This is a genomic window from Shewanella halotolerans, assembly GCF_019457535.1.
GTDB lineage: Bacteria > Pseudomonadota > Gammaproteobacteria > Enterobacterales > Shewanellaceae > Shewanella > Shewanella halotolerans.
On the sequence record NZ_CP080417.1, the window covers coordinates 1,614,144 to 1,640,393 of the forward strand.

Annotated in this window: 17 protein-coding genes and 3 tRNA genes; 10 read left to right on the forward strand and 10 right to left on the reverse strand. The window is 53.5% G+C overall.

What is annotated here, in order from left to right; all coding sequences use genetic code 11:
* Window positions 1-89: 89 nt before the first annotated feature.
* The 6 genes from K0H81_RS07005 to K0H81_RS07030 all read right to left on the reverse strand — a co-directional run bounded on the left by K0H81_RS07005 (window position 90) and on the right by K0H81_RS07030 (window position 12,831).
* On the reverse strand, window positions 90-2,267 hold the full coding sequence (locus K0H81_RS07005; RefSeq protein WP_220060370.1) for an OmcA/MtrC family decaheme c-type cytochrome: 2,178 nt from the start codon (window positions 2,265-2,267) through the stop codon (window positions 90-92).
* A 484-nt stretch (window positions 2,268-2,751) separates the two neighbouring features.
* Window positions 2,752-5,022, reverse strand: a complete 2,271-nt coding sequence (locus K0H81_RS07010; protein ID WP_220060371.1) for a multiheme c-type cytochrome — start codon at window positions 5,020-5,022, stop codon at window positions 2,752-2,754.
* 542 nt (window positions 5,023-5,564) lie between these two features.
* Window positions 5,565-7,712 (reverse strand): OmcA/MtrC family decaheme c-type cytochrome, encoded by a 2,148-nt coding sequence (locus K0H81_RS07015; RefSeq protein ID WP_220060810.1) that lies wholly within the window; start codon window positions 7,710-7,712, stop codon window positions 5,565-5,567.
* Between the two features lie 75 nt (window positions 7,713-7,787).
* Window positions 7,788-9,698 carry an OmcA/MtrC family decaheme c-type cytochrome gene (locus tag K0H81_RS07020; RefSeq protein WP_220060811.1) on the reverse strand — a complete coding sequence of 637 codons (1,911 nt, stop codon included), beginning with the start codon at window positions 9,696-9,698 and terminating at the stop codon, window positions 7,788-7,790.
* 37 nt (window positions 9,699-9,735) lie between these two features.
* Entirely contained in the window at window positions 9,736-11,847 is a 2,112-nt protein-coding gene (locus K0H81_RS07025; protein WP_220060372.1) for an MtrB/PioB family decaheme-associated outer membrane protein, read from the reverse strand.
* A gap of 15 nt (window positions 11,848-11,862) precedes the next feature.
* Window positions 11,863-12,831: a DmsE family decaheme c-type cytochrome gene (locus K0H81_RS07030; protein ID WP_220060373.1), complete on the reverse strand. Its 969-nt coding sequence runs from the start codon at window positions 12,829-12,831 to the stop codon at window positions 11,863-11,865.
* A gap of 393 nt (window positions 12,832-13,224) precedes the next feature.
* Between K0H81_RS07030 and K0H81_RS07035 the strand changes: the two genes are divergently transcribed.
* The 3 genes from K0H81_RS07035 (at window position 13,225) to glnS (ending at window position 17,627) form a co-directional block, all read left to right on the forward strand.
* A complete protein-coding gene (locus tag K0H81_RS07035; RefSeq protein ID WP_011866315.1) occupies window positions 13,225-13,464 on the forward strand; it encodes a FeoA family protein in 240 nt (79 codons plus the stop codon).
* Window positions 13,457-15,751 carry a Fe(2+) transporter permease subunit FeoB gene (gene feoB, locus K0H81_RS07040; RefSeq protein WP_144200477.1) on the forward strand — a complete coding sequence of 765 codons (2,295 nt, stop codon included), beginning with the start codon at window positions 13,457-13,459 and terminating at the stop codon, window positions 15,749-15,751. The genes K0H81_RS07035 and feoB overlap by 8 nt, the downstream gene beginning before the upstream one ends.
* 205 nt (window positions 15,752-15,956) lie before the next feature.
* A complete protein-coding gene (gene glnS / locus K0H81_RS07045; protein WP_220060374.1) occupies window positions 15,957-17,627 on the forward strand; it encodes a glutamine--tRNA ligase in 1,671 nt (556 codons plus the stop codon).
* Window positions 17,628-17,702: 75 nt separating this feature from the next.
* Here the strand turns inward: glnS and K0H81_RS07050 are convergent, their stop codons facing one another.
* Window positions 17,703-18,299, reverse strand: coding sequence for a Yip1 family protein (locus tag K0H81_RS07050; RefSeq protein ID WP_144200481.1), 597 nt, complete (start codon window positions 18,297-18,299; stop codon window positions 17,703-17,705).
* 250 nt (window positions 18,300-18,549) lie between these two features.
* On the opposite strand from K0H81_RS07050, the gene miaE reads away from it, so the two are divergent.
* On the forward strand, window positions 18,550-19,329 hold the full coding sequence (gene miaE / locus K0H81_RS07055) for a tRNA isopentenyl-2-thiomethyl-A-37 hydroxylase MiaE (protein WP_144200483.1): 780 nt from the start codon (window positions 18,550-18,552) through the stop codon (window positions 19,327-19,329).
* Between the two features lie 57 nt (window positions 19,330-19,386).
* Here miaE and K0H81_RS07060 read toward each other — a convergent pair whose 3' ends face one another.
* Window positions 19,387-20,115: a UDP-2,3-diacylglucosamine diphosphatase gene (locus tag K0H81_RS07060; protein WP_220060375.1), complete on the reverse strand. Its 729-nt coding sequence runs from the start codon at window positions 20,113-20,115 to the stop codon at window positions 19,387-19,389.
* Between the two features lie 18 nt (window positions 20,116-20,133).
* A complete protein-coding gene (locus K0H81_RS07065) occupies window positions 20,134-20,628 on the reverse strand; it encodes a peptidylprolyl isomerase (RefSeq protein WP_220060376.1) in 495 nt (164 codons plus the stop codon).
* A 264-nt stretch (window positions 20,629-20,892) separates the two neighbouring features.
* On the opposite strand from K0H81_RS07065, the gene cysS reads away from it, so the two are divergent.
* Window positions 20,893-22,272 (forward strand): cysteine--tRNA ligase, encoded by a 1,380-nt coding sequence (gene cysS, locus K0H81_RS07070; RefSeq protein WP_220060377.1) that lies wholly within the window; start codon window positions 20,893-20,895, stop codon window positions 22,270-22,272.
* Between the two features lie 159 nt (window positions 22,273-22,431).
* Here the strand turns inward: cysS and folD are convergent, their stop codons facing one another.
* A complete protein-coding gene (folD, locus tag K0H81_RS07075) occupies window positions 22,432-23,286 on the reverse strand; it encodes a bifunctional methylenetetrahydrofolate dehydrogenase/methenyltetrahydrofolate cyclohydrolase FolD (RefSeq protein ID WP_011866307.1) in 855 nt (284 codons plus the stop codon).
* A 346-nt stretch (window positions 23,287-23,632) separates the two neighbouring features.
* On the opposite strand from folD, the gene K0H81_RS07080 reads away from it, so the two are divergent.
* From K0H81_RS07080 to clpP, 5 genes are all read left to right on the forward strand, one after another.
* Window positions 23,633-23,709 (forward strand) — tRNA-Pro (locus K0H81_RS07080).
* A 63-nt stretch (window positions 23,710-23,772) separates the two neighbouring features.
* Window positions 23,773-23,849 (forward strand) — tRNA-Arg (locus tag K0H81_RS07085).
* 8 nt (window positions 23,850-23,857) lie between these two features.
* A tRNA-His gene (locus K0H81_RS07090) sits at window positions 23,858-23,933 on the forward strand.
* Between the two features lie 252 nt (window positions 23,934-24,185).
* Window positions 24,186-25,490 carry a trigger factor gene (gene tig, locus K0H81_RS07095; RefSeq protein WP_144200491.1) on the forward strand — a complete coding sequence of 435 codons (1,305 nt, stop codon included), beginning with the start codon at window positions 24,186-24,188 and terminating at the stop codon, window positions 25,488-25,490.
* Window positions 25,491-25,579: 89 nt separating this feature from the next.
* Window positions 25,580-26,191: an ATP-dependent Clp endopeptidase proteolytic subunit ClpP gene (gene clpP / locus K0H81_RS07100; RefSeq protein WP_011866305.1), complete on the forward strand. Its 612-nt coding sequence runs from the start codon at window positions 25,580-25,582 to the stop codon at window positions 26,189-26,191.
* Window positions 26,192-26,250: the final 59 nt, after the last annotated feature.

Genomic DNA, 26,250 nt, shown 5'->3' on the forward strand with positions numbered 1-26,250 from the left:
TGTTCTACAGTAAAAACAAAGGGAGGCGAGTGCCTCCCTTCGAGGTAGATGTCGACCCACTAACCTTGAGAGTTAGTGGGTCAAACCTACTAGTGACCGTGCAGTTCCATCACCTTTTCAGGTGTGTGACAGGTCTTACAGGTTTCTGCTGCGCGAGTACGTACGTCATCGGCATCAACACCGTCTAAGATACCGCCGTTGGTCTCGATGTGAGACTTGGCTGCATCGCTCAGGTATTTCTGGTGACAGCTCATACAAGCACCTGCATCGGAAGATACCCAGATGTCTTCACCTGTTAACAGGTTGCCATAGCGCCATGTACGCTCAGGAGCGCGGCCCAGTTCGATACCGCCGTCTGTGTGACAGGTCATACAGTCGGTTTTCACAACAGTGCTAGAACCTACGCCAGCATATTTGAGGAAGTGACCCTCAGCTTCGTGTGCCTTGTAGGCGTAGCTGGTTGGTTTCTTCGCATTTGGATACTGCTCGCTGGCGTTAGCCTTAGTGGTCTTGTCAGAAGTGTGGCAAGTCTGACAGTTGTAACCATTGTTGTAGTGATGGTTTTCCTGGTTGTGGCAGCCCTGACACTTGCTAGGGTCAATGATGTCACGACGCTCAGCAGGTGTTGCGCTGTCGTCGATGGCGCCATCTTTCCAGACGAAGTGCATAGCTTCTTGTTTAGCTTCTACCTTACGTACACCTTCGGTTGCACAGGCGGTAGGCTTAATCTCGGCAACGCCATAGCCACCGTTGTTGAAGCAGACTTTCAGCGCTGACCAAAGCTCGAAGGTCTTGCCGTTGGCATCGGCAGGTAGATCAAACTTAGTACCTGTTAGGGTGTAAGTCTTAGTCTCGGCGTTGTAAACCCCTTCTTCAAGCGCGATACGACGATTGCTATAAGAGGCATCGCTGTAGGCTGGGAAGTCTTTGTCGATATCCCAGGCCACAACCACACGTGATTTCGGATCTAATAGCTCGCCATCCAGGGCGGCGCCATCGGCACCCAGTACCTGTACGTCGAAGACGAACTTACCATTAGCATCAACACCTATGTTGCTGAACTTAACGCTCATCGCCTCGGCATCTTGGTAGGCTTTCAGTACGTCGCCATGACGCTTGAAGGCGCTACCTGTGCCGCCGTATGGTTCGGTGCTGTTGTGACAGGCCATACAGTCTGTGCTGCTGTGGTGAGAAGATGGTTTCTCGCTGTGACAGGCGATACAGGCTGTGTTGCTCAGGTCTGCCTTGTAAAGGTCGGCATTTGCCGGTGCATTGCTGCCCTCGACGTGACAGGCGCTACAATCGGCCGCTGGTTTTTGTGGGAACATCACCTTGCCGTAGTCATGTACGCCGCCGCCATAGCCGATCACCTTGTAAGGTGCAGGCACCTGGTTGCCGTCGGCATCATAGGTGTGACGTTCTTCACCACGGTGAATGGCGTGGATCATGTAAGTGAAGTCGACGCTGTTGCCGGTTTCTGGATCGCCTGAGGTGGCGGTGTGGCAAGAGGCGCAGTTTTCGATGTTAATACGACGGCCACCATGCAGTGCCAGACTCTCTGGCTGGTGACAGGTGTAACAGGTCTCGATAGCAACCACGTTGCGGGTTTGAATGCCTTCAGTCGCGCCACTAGAAGGTTGGAAATCATAGTTGGCGTTAGCCGTGACACTAGGTTGTTCCAGCTCGAGCGTAATACGCTGAGTCGCATCGGCGTCATAGGTCACAGTGACAGGTGAGGTGACGTTGGCGATGTTGGTCTGGAAGGTATAGGTGTAGCTACCATCTTCGTTGTCGACCAGGCAGTCGTCGCACTTGGCGGCCTGCTCTACGTTGGCTTGGAACTGGTTAGACGGATTGATGTCGGTATCGCCCTCAGGTACCCAGTCTGGGTTAGGCGCTTTCTCGCTATTGATATAGGCCTGCCATTGGAAGCCGCGATCGGCGGTTTCGCCATCGGCTTTGGTTTCAACCACATGGGTCAGCTGCGCGACACCAAATCTCAGGTCGTGGTCTTTGGTGAGCCCAAGTACGGCAACGCCGTTTGCATCTTGAAGCTTGAAGTCGACCGTGACTTTACCTGCGTCGATTGTCGCATTGGTAAAGGTTGCCTGAAGGGTAGGTGTAGTGTCGATGTTGACACCAATGACGCCGTCCTTACCATCTTCGCCATCTTTACCGTCGCTGCCGCAACCGGATAAGGCGAGAGAGAGAAGTCCGGCACCTAATACAGCTTTTGTCGCTGCATTAACATTGAACTTTTTCATCATGATTATTCCCTGCAATAGTTTTAATCATCACTAATTGATTGTTCTTCAATAAAAACAAGGACTGAAATTGAGAACAGCATTTGTTTTGTCTACTGAAAACACCCGCTTAGTGTGTGGAATTAATTTCCACCTCTAAGGCTATCGAAATGGCAACTTTTTAGCAGGTGTTTCAGTCTGCTTATGTGATTGAGATCTGACTATTTCTTTAGAGGTAGGCAAAAAAATGCATTTTGGGTGAAATTTTTATTTTCAGTCAAGAAAGTCAGCCAGTTAAATCACATCCTGTTAATTTGCTGTAGCCGAAAATGTGGCGCCTTTGGGGGTATGTAGACCTTGTGTTTCCCTGAGTTTGCTCCATGCGCACCCGTAGTCTGCGGCAGATGGGAGATAAAGTGGAACTGAAAGCGGCGAAAAAAAGAGTGCCAGGCAATGCCTGACACTCTTAGCTTATTTTGAATGGGTCTTTAAAACAGTGGCGTCTGTTCTAGTTCTGCTTGTGCAGCTCGGCGACCTTCTCTGCGCTGTGGCAGGTGAGGCATGACTCGCTGTTTAGCATGGCCGCTTCATAGCTGCCGGCAACGACGCCGCCCATGCTCTCGATGTGAGATTTGGCCGAATCTTTACCACCGCCGATCTCATAGCTTGATGAGACGTGGCAAGAGGCGCACACACCGGCCTGTGGGCTGGAGTAGCTGGCATCGCCCTTGTTCCAGCGCATCGGTGTTGAACGTGCATTCTCTAGACCGAAGTTGAGATCGCTGTGACAGGCTGAGCAGTTGGCACTGCTGACCAGTTGATGCACATCGGCGCGGCCATGGGCTTTACCGAAGGTGCCGTGAACGCGCACCACCAGGCTGTTGTAGTCACCGGCTTCGTGACACTGGGCACAGGTGTGTACGTCGGCGTTGCGGTAGTGCGCGGCGCCTTTACGGGCCACCATGTCGTTGTTGTGACAGCTTGCGCAGTTCTCATAGTCCACGGCGCTGGCACGCACTGCACCAGGCGTTCCGTCAAGCTTAACGAACTCTGTCTTGGCCGCGTTGGCGCTTAACACGCCGGCGCAGTTGCCTTCGCCGTCAAGTTCAACCAAGGTTGAAGACTTGTTCTTAAAGCAGGTGCTAAAGCTTGAGGTGATCGCCAGATCTGCACCATTGGCAATAACCTCTGCCAGTGAAGGTAGGCCATAGTTAGGCTTAGACGCATCGACGGTCACCCTATAGCTGCCATCCGGGTTAGCGGTTGCGCTACCACTGGTGCGCGCCGCCAGGTAGGCGTCAGGTTTAACCGCATCGACGGCGTTAACATACACGGTAACGCGCGGTACATGTAGGCTGGTAACCGCCTCTTCACCTTTATTCAGGTTGAGCGTAAAGCTTAAGGTCGCGCTGGTTTCATCCCAGGCAATTTGGCTGTAGCTAGCACCGACTAAGATACCGGCCTGTGACGCGGCCTGGCTGCTGGCCTGCTGGTGACCGGCGAAGTGACGGAAGGCGCCACCACGGGTATTGCCATCTTGGCTGCTGTGACAGGTGACACAACCTACCATTGTTGCGCCTTCTTCACCCGGCGCCACCAGGTTGCTGCCTCTATGATATTCGCCATGACAGCTTTGACAGCTGGTCACATCTTTATCGCCAAACCAGGCCAGGGCGTGAGCGGTCAGGCCTTCTGGCAGCGTTTCTTCTGTGGTGGTGTAGCTTACATGACAGCTTTGGCAGTTGGCTGTCGAGGCCGGGAAGTTAAGCTCGGCCTTAGGATTGCCTTCGCTATCGAGCGCCGCACCATCAAACTCATAGGTAAAGGCTGGGTTGTTGGCATTGGCGATAACCGAGTTGAACTTGGCGAGCTCGCGGCGATCACTCTCTGTGATGCCTGTGTGCACGGCGTGAACCAGTCCCTTGATGGAGCCATCAAAGTTAAATTCGACCGTGTTGCCTTCACCATCGATACCTGAGCCGCTGTACTGTGTATAGTCTGTGTGGCAGAAACCACAGCCGTCGGCGGTATTACCATAGTTGCCGTGGCGGATATGATCCTGACCTACGTGACAACTGGTACAGGTATCCATCTCCAGCACTTTCTTAGGCGAAGAGACCGACTGCTCGGTCAAAGGATCCCAGTAGTAGGCTTCGACATTCTTTAGCTTGTTCTGTCCCACACCATAGGTGATCAGGTAGATACCATTGATACGGTTGGCATCATAGTCGTAGTCTAGGCCGTTGGTGTCGATGATTTCTGGCGCCGTGACCCGATAACGGCCTTCGCCTAGGTAGCTCAGGCAGCTCAGTCCTTCAGGGCAGTCACGAGTTGGACGCCAGTTGTTGGTGCCAGTCATAGGCACGCCGTTCTTGCTGGCGTTGCGGTAAGAGAGCCAGATTTCCTCGTCGCCATCGGCGCGGCCGGTGACCTGGGTGCCATCTTCCAGGCTGTAAGGTGTGAAGGCCTCGCTGCGGGTGCCTATACGACCGAAGGCGATGCGCAGTGGGTCGGTGAGCGCCTCTAATCCTGTGACGGCGACGCCATTAGGATTGGTCAGGCTAAATTCGAAGCTTAGGGTCTTGGCCGCCGCGTCATAGCTGGCGCTTTCTATTTTGGTTTGGACCGCTGTCGCGCTGTTGATATCGACCGCAATTTCACCAGGCTTGCCATCTTCACCATCTTTACCATCGCTGCCGCCACAGCCGACCAGCGCCAGAGACAAGGCTCCGACACCGAATGCTGCTTTGACTGCGGTACTGATTGAATACCGTTTCATCATTTTTCCCCTGCATGAGAATGAGAGTGATCTCAATTTTTTCTTTTTTGGTATGAACAAGGTGGCCAGAGTTATTGCTATTGCCTCAACAACTTGGCGGCACCTTATGGGCCATATTACTTAAAAGGGGGTAGGTGCAACGGCCCACCTGGCGCAAACGTGAAGCGGATCCATTAAGCTTGGTGTAAATTGATAAACTTGTTAAATCCAATATTTTACATGTACTTACAAGTGTTGCGTGAGGGCGTTTTTACTTCAGTGGCCTAAAAATAAGCCTTTTCTTAAATAAAGCTTAAGCGACAGGGGATTTTTTCATCGCAGTTTTGATCTAACGCAAGCATAGGCATTGGGGGATAGATCAATTTCGCCGGTGAAACACCCGGGTTTGTGGGCGGGATGTTATCGGTGTGTGAAGGGAGCGGCTAGATGGCGTGGCGTTTGGCGTCATGCATTGATGGCATGTATCGGTGTCAGGCGATAAAAAAGGAGGCCGTAGCCTCCTTTTATCAAGCGTATCACTCACCATCTTTTATAAAACGATGCTACTCCTGGTGAATGCCTAACAGCTGAGTCGGCGTATGACAGGTGGCGCAAGTCTCTGCCGCCCGGGCGCGTACATCGTCTGCGTCCATACCGTCTAAGATACCGCCGTTAGCCTGGATATGGGCTGCACCAGAATCTTTAAGGTATTTCTGGTGGCAGCTCAGGCAGGCGCCGGCATCGGATGAGACCCAGATATCGACTCCTGTGGTGGTATCGCCATAGCGCCAGACCCGGTCGCTGGCGCGGCCAAGTGTGATGCCATCATCTGTATGACAGGTGAGGCAGTCTGTTTTGAGCACTGTGCCCGACTGCACGCCGGCATACTTGAGGTAGTGACCCTCTGCCTCGTGGGCCTTAAAGGCGAAGCTGGTTGGCTTGCGGCCGCCGGGATAGCTGTCATCGCCACGAGTCGTCTTATCCGAGGTATGGCAGGTCTGACAGTTATAGCCATTGTTGTAATGGTGATTTTCCTGATTGTGGCAGGTCTGACACTTGCTGGTATCGACGATGGCGCGGCGCATGGCCACCTGGCCATCTTCGGCAACGCCTGTGCCGGACCAGATGAAACGATAGGGCGCCTCTTTGACCGCCACCGAGCGGGTATCATCGCTACAGGCGGTCATCACCACATCGGCAACGCCATAGCCGCCGTGGTTGAAGCAGACCTCTACGGCGGACCAGAGCTCGAAGGTCTTGCCCGTGGCATCCATTGGCATGTCGAAGCTGCTGGCCACTATGGTGAAGGTCTTGCTGGCATCGTCATAGGTGCCTTGGGACAGCCTGAAGCGACGATTGCTGTAGGAGGCATCCGTGTAGGCCGGGTAGTCTTTATCCACATCCCAGGCGACCACGACGCGGGTGCCAAGCTCGATAAATTCGGCAGCCACCGGATTGCCGGCAGAGTCGGTTACCTGGAGATCAAATTTCAGCTTGCCGTCGCCATCCAGGCCTATGTTGCTGAAGCTGACGCCCATGGACTGAGCCAGCGAGTAGGCCTTTAGCAGATCGCCATGGCGCTTCTCGGCGTTGCCTGTGCCCGGATAGGTATCTGTGGCGTTGTGGCAGGCGACGCAGTTGGTGCTTGAGTGATTCTGCGACGGTTTCTCGGTGTGACAGCTGATACAGGCGACGCTGGAGTTATCTGCCTTGAACAGTGCGGCGTCGCTTGGGGCGCCGTCCCCCTCTTTGTGACAGGCCGCGCAGTTGGCTGCTGGCTTCTGCGGGAACATCACCTTGCCATAGTCGTGCAGGCTGCCGCCAAAGCCCACTATCTTATAGGGGGCGGGTACAATGCCTTCAGGCGTGCTGGTGACCCTGTCCTGACCCTTGTGGATGGCATGGATCAGATAGGTAAATTCGATGCTGTTGCCGCTCTCGGGATCGCCTGAGGTCGCGGTGTGACAGCTGGCGCAGTTCTCAAGACTGATGCGGCGGCCACCGTGCAGTGCTAGGCTCTCCTCCTGGTGACAGTTAAGACAGGTCTCCTTACTTACCACATTGCGGGTTTGAATCCCGTCGGTCGAACCCGAAGAGGGCTGCCAGTCATGGTGCGCATTGGCGGTCGCCTGGGGCAGCTTCAGCTCCAGGGTGACCCTGTGGGTGTTATCGCCATTGTAGGTGATGGCCAAAGGCTCGGTGACATTGGCGATGTTTTGCTGAAATTTATAGGTGTAGCTGCCATCGAGATTGTCCGTCAGGCAGTCTTCGCAGGCGCTGGCGGCCTCGACATTGGCCTGATATTGAGGCGAGGGGTTAAGGCCTGAGGTGTCATCTGGCAATGAACCCGGCTGTCTTAGGCTGTTGATGTAGGCCTGCCACTGGTAGCCGCGATCGAAGCCTTGGCCGTCAATTGTCTCTGTTACCTGGGCCAGCTGGGCGATACCGAATCTGAGGTCATAGTCTTTGGTCAGGCCGAGAACGGCCACGCCGTTGGCATTTTCAAGCTTAAAGGTCACGCTGACCTGACCATCTTCTACCGATGCCTGGGTAAACTGGGCCATCACGCTTGGGGTATCTGTGATGCTGACGCCTATGACACCGTCGGGGCCGTCTTTACCATCCTTGCCGTCGCTACCACAGCCCAGTAACAGCGCGCTGCAGCTCAGGGCGATGAGGCTCCATTGATTCACCTTCTTCTTCATATCCATCATAGTGCCTTCCATTTCAGTCAATCTCTCAATGCGTTGTCGAATCGGCGCCAGTGACCTGGCGCCTTGTCCGGTTTATTTGATGGGATGCACCCTCAGCACATCGGCATCGGCGCCTTGTCGGTGACAAGTGCTGCAGCTCTCGGTGCCTGCGGTGGCATCGGACAGAGTGCCGCTGAACACTGCGCCTTGCTGGATCATATGGTTCTTGTTGGTCTCGCTGCTGTGGCAGTCGCTACAGATGGCGGCCGTTGGGCTGGTGTAGCTGCCATCGTCTATGGCCAGCGGTTTCACGCCGGGATCCAGCGGCAGGGCGACCGAGAGCACGCCATCTCTGTCGGCGTGACACTGGGCGCAGTTACCTATGTTGCCCGGGTAGTTGATCCCTTCGAAACCGGTGCGCTGACCACTATGAATACCGTGGATAAGATGCTTGAAGTCCGCCGTGGTGAGGGACGGATTGTCCGCGGCCTCGGCCTGCATGTTGGGGTTGTGACATAGCTGACACTGCCCCTCTAGATCGTTGCGCGAACCGTGGAAGTTCAGCTGTTGATCCCCGTGGCAGCTACCGCAGGTGTCGTTGCTGACCACCACGCGGCGGCCGCTATCGCTCAAGGCCTCCGTGGCGAAGAAGCGATGGCTGGATTTGATCACCACTTCGCTGTTGGCCTCATCACTACAGGCGCCCAGCACGCCGTTGGCGGCGCAGACTCTGCCTTGAATCGCTAGCGTGCCTTTATCCATCTCGCTACCTGCGGGGACCGTCAGCCCGGCTATCTGATAGTTGAAGCTGCCGTTGCTGCCGGAGATAGGCGCGGTTTCATGCACACGTATGGAGCGCGCCGAGCGGGTGGCGTAGTCGAAGCTGGTGCCCCAGTTGGCGTAGACGCGAAGATCGGAGACGAAATCGAGTTGGTCGGCGCTGGCCGTGTAGGGCTGACCCGTCGCAGGATTTTCCAGTGTCAGGGTAAAGGAGACGGTATCGCCGCTGCGCATGGCTTTGGTGATCACAGGTTTGAACTGTGCCAATGCCTGGGCGTTGCCGCCGTCGTTGTGGACGCTGGCGGTCCAATCTGGGTTGTGACAGGCGACGCAGTTGGCGTTGTTGAGCTGCGCCGGATGGCCTTCACCCTTCTTGAAGTCGATATAGGTATGACAGGCGCCACAGGCCTCCATGGTGGGCACCCGTGCCCAGTTCATCTGCTCGGTTAGGGTCTCATCTTCGGCATGACAGGTCTGGCAGTTTGCCAGCGAGCCGGGGAAGCCGGTCAGGTGTTTGCCGTGGATCATCTGCGGGAAGATGTTATCTGGATTGCTGACGCGATCGGCGTTGTGACAGGTCACACAGGTCTCAATCTGGTTATAGTTGCCGCGGTGAAAGGCCAGATCGCTGTGACAGCTGTTGCAGGTCTCTATCTTGATCAGGTTGCGGGTGTATACCGGATCGCTGCTGGTGCCGTCTTTGTCGCCCTGCCAGTCGAAGTGCTGATTGGTGATGGGCAGGCTGGTGCCGTCGGCCAGGCTGTCGCCGCCTAGCTTAACCACTATGCGCTGGGTGGCGCCGGCCTGATAGCCGACATCGTTTAAGCCGTCGAAGGCGGCGCTAAAGGTGTAGCTGTAGCGGCCATTCTTATGATCCACATACTCCCCAGGGCAGCTGTCGTTGCAGCTCTCTGAGGTGAAGTATTGCCACTGGGAGGCATTGCCCGCATTGGTGTAGCCCTGGGGCAGCAGCTGAGCGGCAATAAAGGTGGCGCTTGGGATCCCCACCACAGGTTCGTCATCCTGATTGGTGACGCGGTAGTTCACCGTGGCGACGCCTGATTGCATCTGCACGGGATCGAAGCTGACCACTAAGGAGTCGATCACCATGGCGGGTGGGCCGCCGGGCTCGCCAGGATTACCGGGTTTACCATCGTCGCCGCCACAGGCGGAGAGTAGCGAAACTAGCCCAAACAGGGCGGCATAATGGAAAGTTTTGTTCATCTTCATCATCGCTTCCTTGGCATAGGGGGCGCCAGAGTTACAGCTGGTAACTCAGGGTCACTCCAAAGTAGTGGGCGTTGTAATCATGGCTGAGGTCACCGAAGGTCAAGACGTTGGGGATGCTGTCTGGCATCAGGTTGTCGTTGGCCCAGTCGGCGTCTTGGTACTGCTCGAAGATCCAATCCAGCCGCAGCCCCAGGCTCTCGCTGAGATTAAAGTCGGCGAAAGCGTTGAGATTGTGCCGGGTGGCGTAATAGCTGCCGTATGGGCTGTGCAGACCCTGGCTGACCTCTGTGTCGCTCTGGCCGTCGCTATAGCTGTAGTTAAGGCCTAGTCGCAGACGGTTCTCCATCAAGGCGTCGTAATCGAACCCGGCACCGATAAGGGTCGCCTTATCCTTGGTGGTGGCAAACCAGTTGGCACTACCGAAGTTGTTACTGCCCGCCTGATCGCTGTCGCGCCAGTCCTGATTGATAAACGCGTTGAGGTTAATCTGCTCATTCAGGGCATAGTTGGCGGAGATATCATAGCCTTGGCTATCGACCTGGGTCAGACCTATCTGGGTGTCTGCGTAGTCATCCTGCATCAGGTGCAGGTTGAGCGTGGCGCTGAGTGCCTCGCCGTTATAGCTGGTGTAGAGGCCATAACGCTGGCGCTCACGATCGGCCAGATAGCTGCGCCTTAACAGCGGGTTGTTGGGGCGATTGTTGACGCTCGAGCCCAGATATTCGCTGCCACCGCGATCCTCAAATTCGGCCTTGAGCCAGGCTTGCCATTGGGAGGAGAGTCGATAGTGGAGCTTGGCCGTAACATCTGATGTCTGCAGGCTGTCGCGGTCGAGGGCGTTGTAGTTGTTATGCTCATACTGGTATTGCAGATCCAGATAGAGGCTGCGGGTAAAGCGGTACTTGGCTCCCAGATTCGCCTGTTGGCGGGTACGGTCATAGGCCAGATTAAGCTTATCGCCGCCGTAGTAGCTGTCGGTGATGATCTGCGGGTAACTCGCTATCTCAGATTTGTTGTCGCGATCGCGATAATCGTAGCCGGCCCTGAGGCTGAGCTCTGGGGTGAGACGCCCGAGATACTTAAGCTTCATCTCCAGTAGATCCACCTGGCCGTCGAGATTGGTCGCAGGCAGCATGGGTGAGGGACCGTTGATGGTGGCCGGCAGATAGGCCTGATCTTGGGTCATGCGGCTAAAACCCAGATGCATCAGCACCTGCTGCCCTGGGGCGGAGAATTGGCTGTGGGCCGCGACGCGATAGGCCTTGTTGTCGGGCGCTACAGCACTCTGGCCATAATAGGCGGCGCCAAAGGTGGGGCTGAAGGCGGATTGCCAGTGCAGGGCATTGATATCGTTCTTGTAATGACTGAGCTCTGCATCTATGCCGGTCAGCCACTGATCGCCGCGAAAGTAGAGTTTGCCTTCGATGCGATCGCTCTTGTCGTCGACAGGCTCCGCCAGCATGGTGCTGTTGGTGAGCAGGTTGGCGCTGGCACGGCGATTGCCCTGCCGCTGCTCATGTTGGTAGCCGAGGCTTGCCTCGTAGAAGCTGCCGGTATAGGCGGCGTCGAGACGGTAGCGGTCACGGGTTATCTTAAGCTCACTCGCCAATAGGCTATCGTTTAGGCTGCTCATCTGATCGGTTGTGGCGGCGCTCTGCCATTGGCTGGGGAGCTGCCAAGTAGCGGCCGTTAGCCGATAGGGGGTTAGCGCCGCGTTGTTGTCGAAGCGGGCAAAGCCTCGATAGCTGGCGGCTACTTCGTACTGGCCCTTGCGCCCCGTGGTTAGGCTGGCCGAGCCGGCGTCATAGCCTAGGCGGTCTGCCTTAAATTGGGTCTGGTAGCCAGAGGCCTTCTTGTGGGTTAGATCTGCCTCCAGGCTCGCCACGGCGCCATCTGTGTCTGTGCCCGTGGTGTTGCCAAAACGGCTATCACTGCCGTCGTTATAGGCGACGCCGACGCCTATCTCACCTGTGGTCGCATCTTTGAGCTCACAGCGCTGGCATTTCCAGGCGTCCATCTTCACCTTGCTGCGGTTGGCGGAGGCGAGATCGTACCCCTGGGCCGATGTCAGGCTGCTGAGGATAGAGAGGGTCAGCAGGCTGAGTGGCCAAGCGCGTGTTTGAGTCCCTTTAAGTCTGTTCATCGCTATGCTCCCTCATTAACGTTGCAGTAGTTTGCCCGATGGATGGTTAGAGCCATGCACCTGGTTGTGGCAGTTGAGGCAGCTTTGGCCGCCGTTGAAGGCATTAGGGCTGTTGGCAAATACCGGATTGGCCGCGTGACCGTCGCTGGCGTGGCACTGCTGGCAAAGCTGAGGGGGCTTGGCGATCAACATGGCCTCGTTGACCGTGCCGTGGGGATTATGACAGTTGGCGCAGTTGTCGGTGACCGGTGCATGTTCCCACAGCTTAGGCCCACGTTTCTCGGCGTGGCAGGCGTAGCAGTTGTCGTTGATGCTCATCTGTTTCAGGCTGGCCTCGCCCAGACCACCATGGGGATTGTGACAGTCGCTACAGATCATCTGTTGCCACTTGAGTGGGTGGCTGCTGCGCTTGTGCAGGTCGGCCTTTTGTTGGGTATGACATGTGGTGCAGACGGCGATCTCCTGGCTCTTGTCGCTTATGGGGTCATGACCTGTGTGTACCTGGTGACAATCGCTACAGGCGACATCGGCGTTGTCGTGGTGATTGCCGCTCCAGGCCATGCGCTGGTCGTCGTTATGGCAGCTCATGCAGACGCTGTTTTGTTTCTCGGCTGGCACGGGTGAGTTGGCGCCGAAGGTAATCATAGGCTCCTTGCCGCCGCGATTATGTTTGCCCATGGGGCCGTGGCAGGCTTCGCACTGCAGGTCGGCCATGGGGGAGCCTTTTACCTGGGGATTGCCATGCACGCCGTCAAATAGCGCCATGACTGTTTGGTTCTTGCGATGGCACATGAGGCAGCTATCGGCGCCTTTGGGGGAGTATTGACCTTCGGCGAATTTGCTATCGAGGATCTTCTCCACCTCGTCGGCGGGCATCTCGTCCCAGGGGGTTGCCTGAGCGAGCAAACTAAAGAGAGGGTATAGCGCGAGTAGAGCCGTTAGCCTAAGGGCACGCAGCCAAGTCGATTCCTTTTTCATCATCATCCATCCAAGCACAGTGTGGCGTTTAGTTGTTATCTTTATGAATTACTAATTTACCAAAGCTAAATAATAGGCAAGATTTGTGACGAATGTGTAAATTTTGTGGCGATAAATGACGGGTAAAAATGAAGTATTTGAGCGAATTAGCACTTTATGTGATCTAGATCACATTGCGCTCGTAAGTTGGGACGTAGAATTGCTCGCCAATGAAAATGGTTCTCATTTGATAATCTCGTTTACTGATTGAGATATCTGTCACATAATATAAAATACAATTGAAAATTATTATCGTTTCCAATCATAAATATTGATCTAGATAAAGTTATTGGAAGCCTTGCTCCGTTAGAATCTGGTGTAGTTCAGATTTATCGAGACCTGAAAAGGTAGAGTTGCAATATGAAATTAAGCGAATTAAAGCCTGGCGATAGTGCAGTGATCTCCGAGGTTGGCCAGATTAGCCTGCCTGCGGTGGTGAAACGCAAGCTTTTATCTATGGGGATCACCCCCAACACCTCTCTGACCCTGTTACGACGCGCCCCACTGGGCTCGGGATTAGAGTTGGCCATTCGTGGCAGTAAGTTATGCATGCGTAAGGACCTGGCTGAAGTAATTGAGGTGGAGCTGGCTCATGGCTAAACAATTTCATTGTGTGACCGTTGGTAATCCTAACGCGGGCAAGTCAACACTCTTTAACGCGCTAACCGGTGCCAACCAGCAGGTGGGTAACTGGTCTGGGGTGACGGTAGAGAAGAAGACAGGGGCCTTTACCCTGAACGATACCCAGGTACTGCTGACGGATCTGCCTGGTATTTACGATCTGTTGCCCGCCGGTAGCAGCTGCGATTGTTCTCTCGATGAACAGATTGCCCAGCAATACCTGGCCGAGGCGCAGATGGATGGCATCATCAACCTGGTCGATGCCACCAACATCGAGCGCCACCTGTATCTGACGGTGCAGCTACGCGAGCTTGGCATTCCTATGGTGGTAGTTATCAACAAGATTGACGCGGCCAAGGCCCATGGGATCGAGGTCGATGTCGACAAGATGAGTCAGCAGTTAGGCTGCCCCGTGATCGCCGTCTGCTCTCGCGATATGAATGATATCAAGCAGGTACAGGCCCAAGTGGTCGACCTGTTAGATGGTAAGGTGTCCGAGGCGCCTCTGGTGCTGGACTACGATGTTGAGATCGAGGCGGGTATCAAGGCGCTGTTTGAGCGTGATAGCCAGCTGAGTCGTGGCCGCGCCCTGGCGATGATGGGTAACGGTCTTGGCTGTGGCCAGTGTAAAAATGGTCAGATGCTGTCTGAGGTGTCCCAATGCTCCGAGCGCTTAGCGGCCCAGGGTAAGGATATCGAGATCATGGTGGCCACCACACGTTTCGATTTCGTGCAGCAGGTCTTTAACCAATCGGTGAAAGACAGCGACCAGCTTACCCTGAGCGACCGTCTCGATAAGCTGGTGTTACATCCCATCGCAGGTGTCCCGGTATTCCTGTTTGTGATGTACCTAATGTTTATGTTCAGTATCAATGTCGGTAGCGCCTTTATCGACTTTTTCGACATCACGGCCGGCGCCCTGTTTGTCGATCATCTCGGCGCCCTGATGACTAATATCGGTGCCCCAGCCTGGTTGGTGACCATAGTTGCCGGCGGTATGGGCCAGGGTATCCAAACCGTAGCCACCTTTATCCCAGTTATCGCCGCGCTATTCCTGGCACTGTCTGTGCTGGAAGGCTCGGGTTACATGGCGCGCGCCGCCTTCGTGGTCGATGGCCTGATGCGTCGTATCGGTCTGCCGGGTAAGGCGTTTGTGCCTATGATCGTCGGTTTTGGCTGCTCGGTACCGGCCATCATGGCGACCCGTACCTTAGGCAGCGAGCGTGAGCGTATCGTGACAGGTATGATGGCGCCTTTCATGTCTTGTGGTGCGCGTCTGCCAGTATATGCCCTGTTTGCGGCTGCCTTCTTCCCCGAGTCGGGTCAGAACCTGGTATTCCTGCTCTATATCATAGGCGTGTTAGCCGCGATAGGAACGGGCCTGTTGCTACGTTCGACCTTGCTACCAGGCAGCAGCAGCGCCGTGGTGATGGAACTGCCTAACTACGAGAAGCCGAAGCTTAAGGCGGTGATGGCCAGAACCGGTAAGCGTACCAAGAGCTTTATTCTGGGCGCGGGTAAGACAATCGTTATCGTGGTGACCCTGCTTAACTTTATCAACGCTATCGGTGTCGACGGCAGCTTCGGCCATGAGGACAGCTCTGAGTCTGTGTTGAGTGTGGCGAGCCAGAAGGTCACGCCGCTCTTCTCGCCAATGGGCATAGAGCAGGATAACTGGCCGGCAACCGTGGGTATCATCACTGGTATCTTCGCCAAAGAAGCCGTAGTCGGCACCCTGAATAGCCTCTACTCGACTGCGAGCGGTGAAGATGAAGCCTTGGCGCCACTGTCTGAGAGCTTTAGCGAAGCCTTGGCGACCATCCCTGAGAATCTGTTTGGCATCGCACCTGAAGATCCGCTATCTATCTCGGTTGGCGATATTCAGACCATTGAGACGGCATCGAGTGAGCTGGACGTCGATACCTCGACTTTCAGTGCGCTGCAGAGTGGTTTCAGTGGCGTGACGGCAGCCTTTGCCTACCTGCTGTTTATCCTGCTCTATACGCCGTGTGTGGCGGCCATGGGTGCTCTAGTGGGTGAGTTTGGCCCTCGCTGGGCAACCTTTGCGGCAACCTGGACCCTGGGCCTGGCCTATGGCACAGCGACCGTCTTCTATCAGGCGATGACCTTTGCGGCGCACCCGTTGCAATCTGGTCTGTGGATCGCCTTCTTCCTGGTCGCGCTGGTGGTCTTCTACCTCTGGCTAAAGCGTAAGGGACAGCGTGCTCAGACTATTATTCCGGTGATCAATGTGGTGACCGAGTAGATTTAAGCTTGATGTAAAACAGCTTGTTAAACCGAGAAAAGCAGCGATAAGTCGCTGCTTTTCTGTTTTTGCGCTAAATCATGGCAGTTTTTGCGATTTGGCCGTTGTAACGAAGCGAAATCTGTAGGAATATGCAGGTTTTCTCCCATTAGTCTCGAGCGGCACCTGTGCGCCCGATGAAATAGAGTTCGCAAAGAGGATTTCCATGAGTCATGTGGACACCGAAGTACGTCCCAGTAACTTCATTCGTAATATCATAGATGAAGATTTAGAGAGCGGTAAGCACACCCGTGTGCACACTCGTTTTCCGCCCGAGCCAAACGGCTATCTTCATATCGGTCACGCAAAATCGATCTGTTTGAACTTCGGTTTGGCGCAGGACTACAAAGGGCTATGTAACTTACGTTTTGATGATACCAACCCTGAGAAAGAGGATATCGATTACGTTAACTCTATTCAGGCCGACGTACACTGGTTGGGTTTCCAGTGGGATGGAGAGATCCGTTACTCGTCTAACTATTTCGATCAGCTGCACCAATACGCGGTAGAACTGATCAACAAGGGACTGGCTTATGTCTGTTTTCTCAATGGTGAGCAGACCCGTGAATACCGTGGCACCCTGAAGGAGCCGGGTAAGAACAGTCCCTATCGCGATACCTCTGTCGAAGAGAACCTTGAGCTGTTCGAGAAGATGCGTAAGGGCGAATTCAAAGAGGGCGAATGTGCACTGAGAGCCAAGATCGATATGGCGTCACCCTTCATGTGTATGCGCGACCCTGTGATCTATCGTATCCGTTTCGCCCATCACCATCAGACAGGCGATAAGTGGTGCATCTATCCGATGTATGATTTCACCCACTGTATTTCCGATGCGCTGGAAGATATCACTCATTCGCTCTGTACGCTGGAGTTCCAGGACAACCGCCGTCTGTATGACTGGGTGCTGGATAACCTGGACGATTTCCAGGCGCCAAACCGTACCCGTCAATATGAGTTCTCTCGCCTGAATCTGGAATACACCCTGATGTCTAAGCGTAAGCTTAACGACCTTGTGGTGCGTGGTCTGGTTTCGGGATGGGACGACCCACGTATGCCGACCATCGCCGGTCTGCGTCGTCGTGGCTACACGCCTGCGGCGATTCGCGAGTTCTGCCGTCGTATCGGTGTGACCAAGCAAGAGAATATGGTCGAAGTCAGCATGCTGGACGCCTGTATTCGTGAAGAGCTGAACGAGCACGCGCCTCGCGCCATGGCGGTGATCAACCCGGTTAAGGTGATCATTGAAAACTACCCAGAAGGCCAGGTAGAGAAGCTATCTGCACCGGCGCACCCGACTATCGAGTCTATGGGCGAGCGCGAGCTGGTCTTTGGCCGCGAACTCTATATTGATGCCGACGATTTCCGTGAAGAGGCCAACAAGAAGTACAAGCGCCTTATTCAGGGTAAAGAGGTGCGTCTGCGTAACGCCTATGTGATCAAGGCCGAGCGCTGCGATAAAGATGAGGCGGGCAATGTGACCACCATCTATTGTACCTATGACGATCAGACCCTGGGTAAGAACCCAGCCGATGGTCGTAAGGTGAAAGGGGTGATCCATTGGGTTGAGGCCACAAGTGCCGTGCCAGCCGAGTTCCGCCTGTATGACAGACTCTTTAATCAGCCGAATCCGGCGGCCGCCGAGACGGTTGATGAGGTGCTAAACCCTGAGTCATTGGTGGTTAAGCATGGTTTGGTCGAGCCGGGCCTGGTTAATGCTGAGGCCGAGAATGCCTATCAGTTCGAGCGCGAAGGTTACTTCTGCGCCGATAGCAAAGACTCATCGCCTGAGCATCTGGTGTTTAACCTGACGGTTGCCCTGCGAGATTCTTCTAACTAAGTGAATGCTTGGTATTAAAAAAGGCTTTAGGTGAACCCTAAAGCCTTTTTTGTATCTCGTGTTAGCCTATGCCGTTTACTGGTACATGGGGCCTAGGCCGAAGCTCCACAGGATGACGCTTGAGGCCATCAACGCGACCAATAGCACCAGGCCTGCGGTGACCACCGAGCTGGCATAGATGAAGCCTTTCTCTTCCGGGATATTCATGATGATAGGCACGCCAGTGTAGAGCAGGTACACAGAGTAGGTGAGTCCTACCAAACCTACGACCATTATGAACCAGAGCGCAGGGTACAGCGCCGCTAGGCCGACCATAAAGAGAGGCGTTGCGGTATAGGCTGCCAGCTCGATCGCCTGTGTGTAGCTAGGCTGAGCATCGAAAGTCTTTGCCATCCAGTAGGCCAGATAGGCCAGGGCGAAGACGCCGGCTATTAGGCCGAAATACATGCTGATGGACATCATCATGGCGCTTTGCTTGGTGAGGAAGAGGGGATCGGATACCCCTAGGTTCCAGCCGAACATGGTGGAGGCAAGATAGGTACAGACGGCCGGTATGAGGGCAATTAGCAAGACATGGCTGAGACTGCTTCTCAGCGCTTCGTGGTTTTTCTCAATTGTGTGCCACTCTTCTTTCGGATGAGTGTATAACCCCATTAAGTGATTTAATATCATTATAATTATCCTTGTTCAGCTTTCATATTGTGCTCGCCAAACTTCAGACGAACCCGCATTGCCTGTTGGTCTGCTACCCAATAGACCTTAGGCTCCCAAACAGCCCTGTGAGGACTGACATAGTTTATTTATTGAACATAAACTTAGACTAGTCAAGCTAACTTTCATCTGTTAGGCGGATGGATCTGCCCAAGGCTGGCTTTTATAGGTAAAATAGCCACCGTCTGTCCGTTTAACCCTCGAGTGTGTGATGCAAACCCTACTAGCCCCGATAAAGCAGTTCCTGCAATGTGAAACCCCAGATGAGTGGATAGCGCTCGCCAGTCAGCCGGAGCAGCTTGCTGCGCTGCTTATCGATCACTGTAACTGTGAGCTTAAGGCGGCGCAGACGGCGATGTTCTTGATCCGTAAGTATGCGGTGGATAAGGCGAGTGGCGATCAGCTGCTCGAGTGGGCCAAGCCCTATGAGGAGTTCGTCTATAACAAGTCGCGGGATATCGATGCCTTTTTGGCGCGGGATGTGAAAAAGAATGAGCTGGTGGGGGAATTGACCGCGAAGGATGGGGTCGGTTATGGCCAGGAGCTTATCGCCAAGATGGTGCGCCTGATAAAAGAGGAGTTTCACCATTTCGAGCAGGTGCTGGAGATCATGCAGGCACGGGGGATACCCTATCAGAATCTCACCGCAGGCCGCTATGCCAAGGGGATGATGCGCGCGGTGCGTACCCACGAGCCGGCAACCCTGGTAGATAAGCTTATCGTCGGCGCCTTTATCGAGGCGCGCTCCTGTGAGCGTTTCGCCAAGCTAGCGCCCCATCTCGATGAGGGCCTGAGTAAGTTCTATGTGTCGCTGCTGCGCTCAGAGGCGCGCCACTATCAAGACTATCTAGTGCTGGCCCAGGCGATATCGCCCGAGAATATCGATGAACGTGTAGCCCACTTTGCCAAGCTGGAAGCAGAGCTTATCAGCGCGCCAGACAGTGAGTTTAAGTTTCACTCGGGAAGGCCTGTTGATACAGGAAAAGCTTAACAGACCTTAGTTAGGGCGCACTGTAAACTAACGGGGGATTAGGCTGTTTAGGCTGGCCTATGCCTCTGTTTCACCAAAGGGCAGGCTATGCAGGTTCACTTCCTTGGGGCTAATTTTCAGCACGCTGCCTTGCTCATACCAGTCACCCACCACGATACGCTCAGCGTTATTGGCTAGGCGATGAATATCGGGTCTGTGGGTATGACCATGGATCATGCGCTTAGCTCCGGTCTCAGCCATTAATTGCTCGACCGCGCTCTGCTCCACATCCATGATGCTATAGCTTTTTAGCTGATTGCTCTGCTTACTCTTGCTGCGTAGCTTGTCGGCGATGGCGATGCGTTTCGACTTGGGCAGGTGATTGTAGATAAACTTGGCCCACGCCATGTTTCTAAAGCGGCGGAATCTTTGATAAGCCTTATCCAGGGTGCACAGGCTATCGCCATGGAGCAACACGCTGGGCTCACCATAGAGGTCGATGCTATAAACTTCGGGCAGCAGCGTCATGCCTGAGCGCTTGGCGTACTCTTTACCCAGCAGGAAGTCGCGGTTGCCATGGATAAAATAGATAGGCGTGTGCGCCGAGAAGGCTTTTAAACGCTCGGCGAGCTCGAGAGCGAAAGGCTCGGCGATATCATCTCCCACCCAGACTTCAAATAGATCTCCCAAGATATAGAGGGCGTCGCAATGGCTGGCATCTTGATTAAGAAATTGATGGAAGGCGCTGAGGATATCGGGGCGATCGGCACTGAGGTGCAGATCGCCCACAAACAGGGTGTAATTCAAGAATTGTTTACCCTGTGCTTACTCAGCAACGGTCACGCTTTCGATGACGACGGCTTCTAGCGGTACGTCTTGATGCATGCCGCGGTTGCCTGTGGCAACGGCCTTGATCTGGTTAACCACATCCATGCCTTCGGTTACCTTACCGAATACACAGTAACCCCAGCCTTGTACCGACTCAGATTTGAAGTCGAGGAAGGTGTTGTCGTTGATGTTGATGAAGAATTGCGCGGTGGCCGAATGTGGATCTGAGGTGCGGGCCATAGCTATGGTGCCTACAACATTAGATAGACCATTGTTGGCTTCGTTTTCGATTGCTTCATTGCAACGCTTTTGCGACATATCTTCGGTGAATCCACCACCCTGGATCATGAAACCATCGATTACGCGGTGAAAAATGGTGCCGTCATAGAAACCGTCTTTAGCGTACTTAATGAAGTTAGCGACGGTTACAGGGGCTTTTTCGGCATCAAGTTCAATTTTAATAACACCGTGGTTGGTTTGCATTGTGATCATATGACTGTATCTCATCATGGTTACTTATTCAGATAGCGCCAGATTCTAGCCTATTAACCAAGGCGCATAAAGGGATGGTGTGACTTTTCTCCCCCGGAGCAAGCTTAGCGGCGCGATAAACTCTCGCATTTTGGCCTATTCGACTAAGAGAATGTGCGGGGGCACAAAAAACGCTTTAGATTCACGCAATCACGCTGGAAGCGGCCGTTTGCAGGTGGTAGACTGAGCGGCCTATTTGTTGTCAATTATCTGTAGAGAATATCAATGTTGAAGCTATACAACAGTCTTACCCGCCAAAAAGAGGAATTTAAGCCAATACAGCCAGGTAAAGTCGGCATGTATGTCTGCGGGGTTACCATTTATGATTTGTGTCATATTGGTCACGGACGTACGTTTGTTGCTTTTGACATGATCGTCAGATACCTCAGATATATCGGTTACGATGTGAATTTCCACCGTAACATCACAGATGTCGACGATAAGATCATCAAGCGTGCCACTGAGAATGGCGAGAGCTGTGACGCCCTCACCGAGCGTCTGACCCAAGAGATGTATCACGACTTCGATGCGCTGAACATGAAGCGCCCTGACTTCGAGCCTCGTGCGACTCAGCATATGCCTGAGATCATCGAGATGGTTGAACGTCTGCTAGAGCGCGACCATGCCTATATCGCCGACAATGGCGATGTGCTCTTTAGCGTCGCGTCCTTCCCTGAATATGGTCGTCTGTCTGGTCAGAACTTGGATCAACTTCAGGCAGGTGCCCGCGTAGAAGTGGACGAGAACAAGCGCGATCCTATGGATTTCGTGCTGTGGAAGATGTCTAAGCCGGGCGAGCCAACTTGGGATTCGCCATGGGGCCCTGGTCGTCCAGGCTGGCATATCGAATGTTCGGCGATGAACAGCAAGCATCTGGGTGAGCATTTCGACATTCATGGCGGCGGTTCAGATCTGCAGTTCCCTCACCATGAAAATGAGATCGCTCAGTCATGCTGCGCCCACGACACCCCCTATGTGAACTACTGGATGCATACCGGCATGGTGATGGTGGACAAGGAGAAGATGTCTAAGTCGCTCAATAACTTCTTCACCATTCGCGACGTGCTCGCGCATTATGATGCCTCGACCGTGCGTTACTTCCTGCTGTCTGGTCACTACCGCAGTCAGCTGAATTACTCGGAAGATAATCTAAAGCAGGCTAAGGCGGCACTCGAGCGTCTCTACACTGCACTGAAGGGACTAGATTTGAGCGTCGAGGCAGCGCCTGCAAACGAGTATTTGGCTAAGTTTAAAGAGGCTATGGACGACGACTTTAATACGCCTGAGGCCTACTCAGTGCTGTTTGACATGGCCCGTGAGATCAACCGTCTAAAAGTTGATGACCTCGCGGCGGCTTCCGCCCTGGGGGTTAGCATGAAGCAATTGGGCGATGTGCTGGGGATCCTAGAGCAGGATGTCGATGGCTTCTTTAAGGGTGAGGGCAGCGACGATGAGGTGGCCCAGATCGAAGCCTTAATCGCCGAGCGTAACCGTGCCCGCGCCGAGAAGGATTGGGCTGCGGCCGATGTGGCGCGTGATGGCCTCAACGCCCTTGGGGTGATTCTGGAAGATGGCCCGGAAGGAACGACCTGGCGTAAGAAGTAAGGCGTTATGACGTTTGCCGTCACTTAAAAAGTGACAAGCGTAAAAAAGCCTGCATATTGCAGGCTTTTTTGTATCTGTCGCTTAGTGAATCAAGTCAGACGACTGATACTTATCGACATTTAGTCTTTGACGTTAGTCGAGATAGCTTAGTCGTGATAGCTAGTCGTGATAATTTTCCGCGGCGTACAGGGTGTTTTCCAGCAGGCTGGCGATGGTCATAGGACCGACACCGCCCGGTACTGGCGTGATATGGCTGGCGTGCTCGGCGGCAACATCATATTGCACGTCGCCCACGAGTTGACCGCTCTCTAAGCGGTTGATGCCCACGTCGATAACGATGGCGCCCGGTTTAATCCACTCGCCTGGAATAAAGTTAGGCTTACCCACGGCGACGATCAGCAAGTCTGCGCGGCGTACCTTATCTTCAAGGTCGCGGGTGAAGCGGTGGCAGGTAGTCGTGGTGCAGCCGGCTAATAGCAGCTCTAGTGTCATCGGGCGACCGACGATATTAGAGGCGCCAACGACCACTGCGTCCAGGCCGTAGGTGTCTACGCCGGTGGACTTGATAAGTGTCATGATCCCCATTGGCGTGCAAGAACGTAGTACTGGGATGCGCTGAGCGAGACGACCCACATTATAAGGATGGAAACCGTCGACATCTTTGTCCGGGCGAATACGCTCGATCACCTTCGACTCTTCGATATGATCCGGCAGTGGCAGCTGGACCAAGATACCGTCGATACTTGGATCTTCGTTGCACTTGTCGATCAGGGCCAGCAGATCGGCTTCCGACGTTTCGGTCGGCAGGTCAAAAGACTGTGATAGGAAGCCAACCTCTTCACAGGCGCGGCGCTTACTGCCTACATAGACCTGAGAGGCGGGATCGGCTCCCACTAAGATAACGGCTAATCCCGGTACACGTTTTCCGGCCTCTTTGCGGGCGGTTACTTTGGCACTCAGTTGTTTTCGAATGGATTGAGCAATCGCTTTGCCATCGATTATTTGTGCTGTCATGGGGGGTGGATTTCCTTAATATGGCGCGATAATAAAAAATCGGCGACATTTTAACAGGGGGGGCGGAAACTGTCATTGACTTAGCTCGATAACAGTCAGTTCTAATATATGGATAATATAGGATGGGGTTGGGATATGTCTCGCTACGCTTAAAAGGATATTTAGGGGGATGAAACTGATTAATCCCGTAGATATTTGCGCGAATTGCTTAATAAAGTTACGGATAGCTGCTTAAATAGTCAGGCACGCAGGCATTGCAAAAAAATCGTTGACGCTAACCATATGAGGGGATAATATGCGCTCCGTTCTCGACGACACCCAGAGTATGGTCGAGCAGTAAGATTCTCGGTGATTAGCGCAGTCCGGTAGCGCATCTGGTTTGGGACCAGAGGGTCAGAGGTTCGAATCCTCTATCACCGACCAAATTTTTAAATAACGTGGAGACGTTATTTGCCCTGTTAGGATATGAACCAAGTTCATAACGACGCGCCCGTAGCTCAGTTGGATAGAGCATCCGCCTTCTAAGCGGATGGCCGCAGGTTCGAATCCTGCCGGGCGTACCAAATCAGTGGTGATTGTAGCTCAGTTGGTAGAGCCCCGGATTGTGATTCCGGTTGTCGTGGGTTCAAGTCCCATCAGTCACCCCACTTCTTTCGAAGAAAATAAAAAAAGCGACCTCTGGTCGCTTTTTTTACGCCCGTAATTAGAGCTTTGAGGCTCGACTATGCCGAAAACCGTGGCTATAATGTCGCGTCTTGATAAATTTCAACTATGTGCGACGACTGCCAAACCCAGTTACCAAGGCATTTTAGTCGTTTTTTTAGATCAAGAAACGAATACCTTAATAGTTGATGATTCGGCTATTACAAAAGACGTTTGACATATTTCGAGGTAAAACAATGCAAGTTTCTGTAGAAACAACACAAGGTTTAGAGCGCCGCCTAACTATCTCTGTTCCTGCTGAGCAGATTGAAAAAGCCGTTTCTGATAGTTTGAAAAATGAAGCTAAGCGTGCACGTATTCCTGGTTTCCGTCCAGGCAAGGTACCTGTAAGCGTGATCAACAAGCGTTATGGTAAAGCGATTCGTCAAGAGATCACTGGTGAAGTGATGCAACGTAACTTCGTTGAAGCCATCATCGCAGAGAAATTGAACCCAGCCGGCGCACCAACTTTCGTTCCTGGTGAAACCGACGCTGAAAACTTCCAGTTTGTTGCTACCTTCGAAATCTACCCAGAAGTAGAACTAAAAGGCCTAGATGCGATTGAAGTTGAGCAACCAACTGCCGAAGTTACCGATGCAGACGTTGATGCAATGATCGAAACGCTGCGTAAGCAACACGCTACGTTCGAAGCAGTTGAGCGTGAAGCTGCCGAAGGCGACAAGGCGAAGATCGACTTCGTTGGTTCTATCGACGGTGAAGAGTTCGAAGGCGGCAAGGCTGAAGATTTCGAACTGCAACTAGGCAGCGGCCGTATGATCCCAGGTTTCGAGTCTGGTGTTGAAGGTCACAAAGCCGGTGAAGCATTCGATATCGACGTGACTTTCCCAGAAGACTACCACGCAGAAAACCTGAAGGGTAAAGTAGCTAAGTTCGCTATTACTTTGAAAGAAGTACAAGCGGCTAACCTGCCAGAAGTGAACGACGAGTTCGCTAAGCTGTTCGGTGTTGCCGATGGCGGCCTGGAAGCGCTGAAAGTTGAGATCCGTAAGAACATGAGCCGTGAGCTTGAGCAAGCGCTTAAAGCTAACGTCAAAGATCAGGTCCTAAACGGTCTGCTTGAGCAAAACGAAATCGACCTGCCTAAGGCGCTAATCGATGGTGAAGTTAACGTTTTGCGTCAACAAGCTATGCAGCGTTTCGGCAACCAAGCCGCTAACATGCCTGAGCTACCAGCAGACCTGTTCACCGAGCAAGCCGAGCGCCGCGTAAAAGTGGGTCTGCTACTTGGCGAAGTGATCAAGACTAACGAACTGAAAGCTGACGACGAGCGTGTTCAAGCGCTGATCGCTTCTATGGCTTCTGCCTACGAAGATCCACAGGAAGTTATTGAATATTACAATAACAACCAAGAGATGATGCAGAACATGCGTAACGTTGCGCTAGAAGAGCAAGCGGTTGAAGCACTGCTGAAATCTGCCAAGGTTACCGAGAAAGCAGTTCAATTCGAAGAATTTATGAACAAGGCTACCGGTCGCGCGTAACCTATGCTTGACTTAAATGGCTGTTAGCCATTTATAATGGCTCGTATGAGGCTCCTCATGCGGGCCGTTTTTATTTAGGGAAGTTAATAATGCAAAATGCGCCAGAATCAGTACTGAATGCACTTGTGCCCATGGTCGTTGAACAAACTGCCAAAGGGGAACGTTCATATGATATTTATTCTCGTCTGCTCAAAGAGAGGGTGATCTTTCTCGTTGGTCAGGTTGAAGAGCATATGGCTAACCTGATTGTGGCTCAGCTACTGTTCCTCGAGTCTGAGAGCCCAGATAAAGATATCTATCTTTATATTAACTCTCCTGGTGGCTCGGTCACTGCGGGGATGGCGATTTATGATACCATGCAGTTTATTAAGCCAAATGTCAGCACTGTCTGCATCGGCCAGGCCGCCAGTATGGGCGCCTTCCTGCTTGCCGGTGGTGCCAAGGGTAAGCGTCACTGTCTGCCTAACTCACGTGTGATGATCCATCAGCCATTGGGTGGCTTCCAGGGTCAGGCCTCTGATATCGCGATCCATGCACAAGAGATCTTGGGCATTAAGAATAAGCTGAACCAGATGCTTGCCGACCATACAGGCCAGCCGCTGGAAGTGATCGAGCGCGATACGGATCGTGATAATTTTATGAGCGCAACCGAGGCCGCAGAGTACGGATTGGTTGACTCTGTGCTCGATAAACGAGGCTGATATTTGTCGCTTGCTGAGCTATGATCAGTAAAAGGCGTAAGAGAAGAATTGTGCAGTGA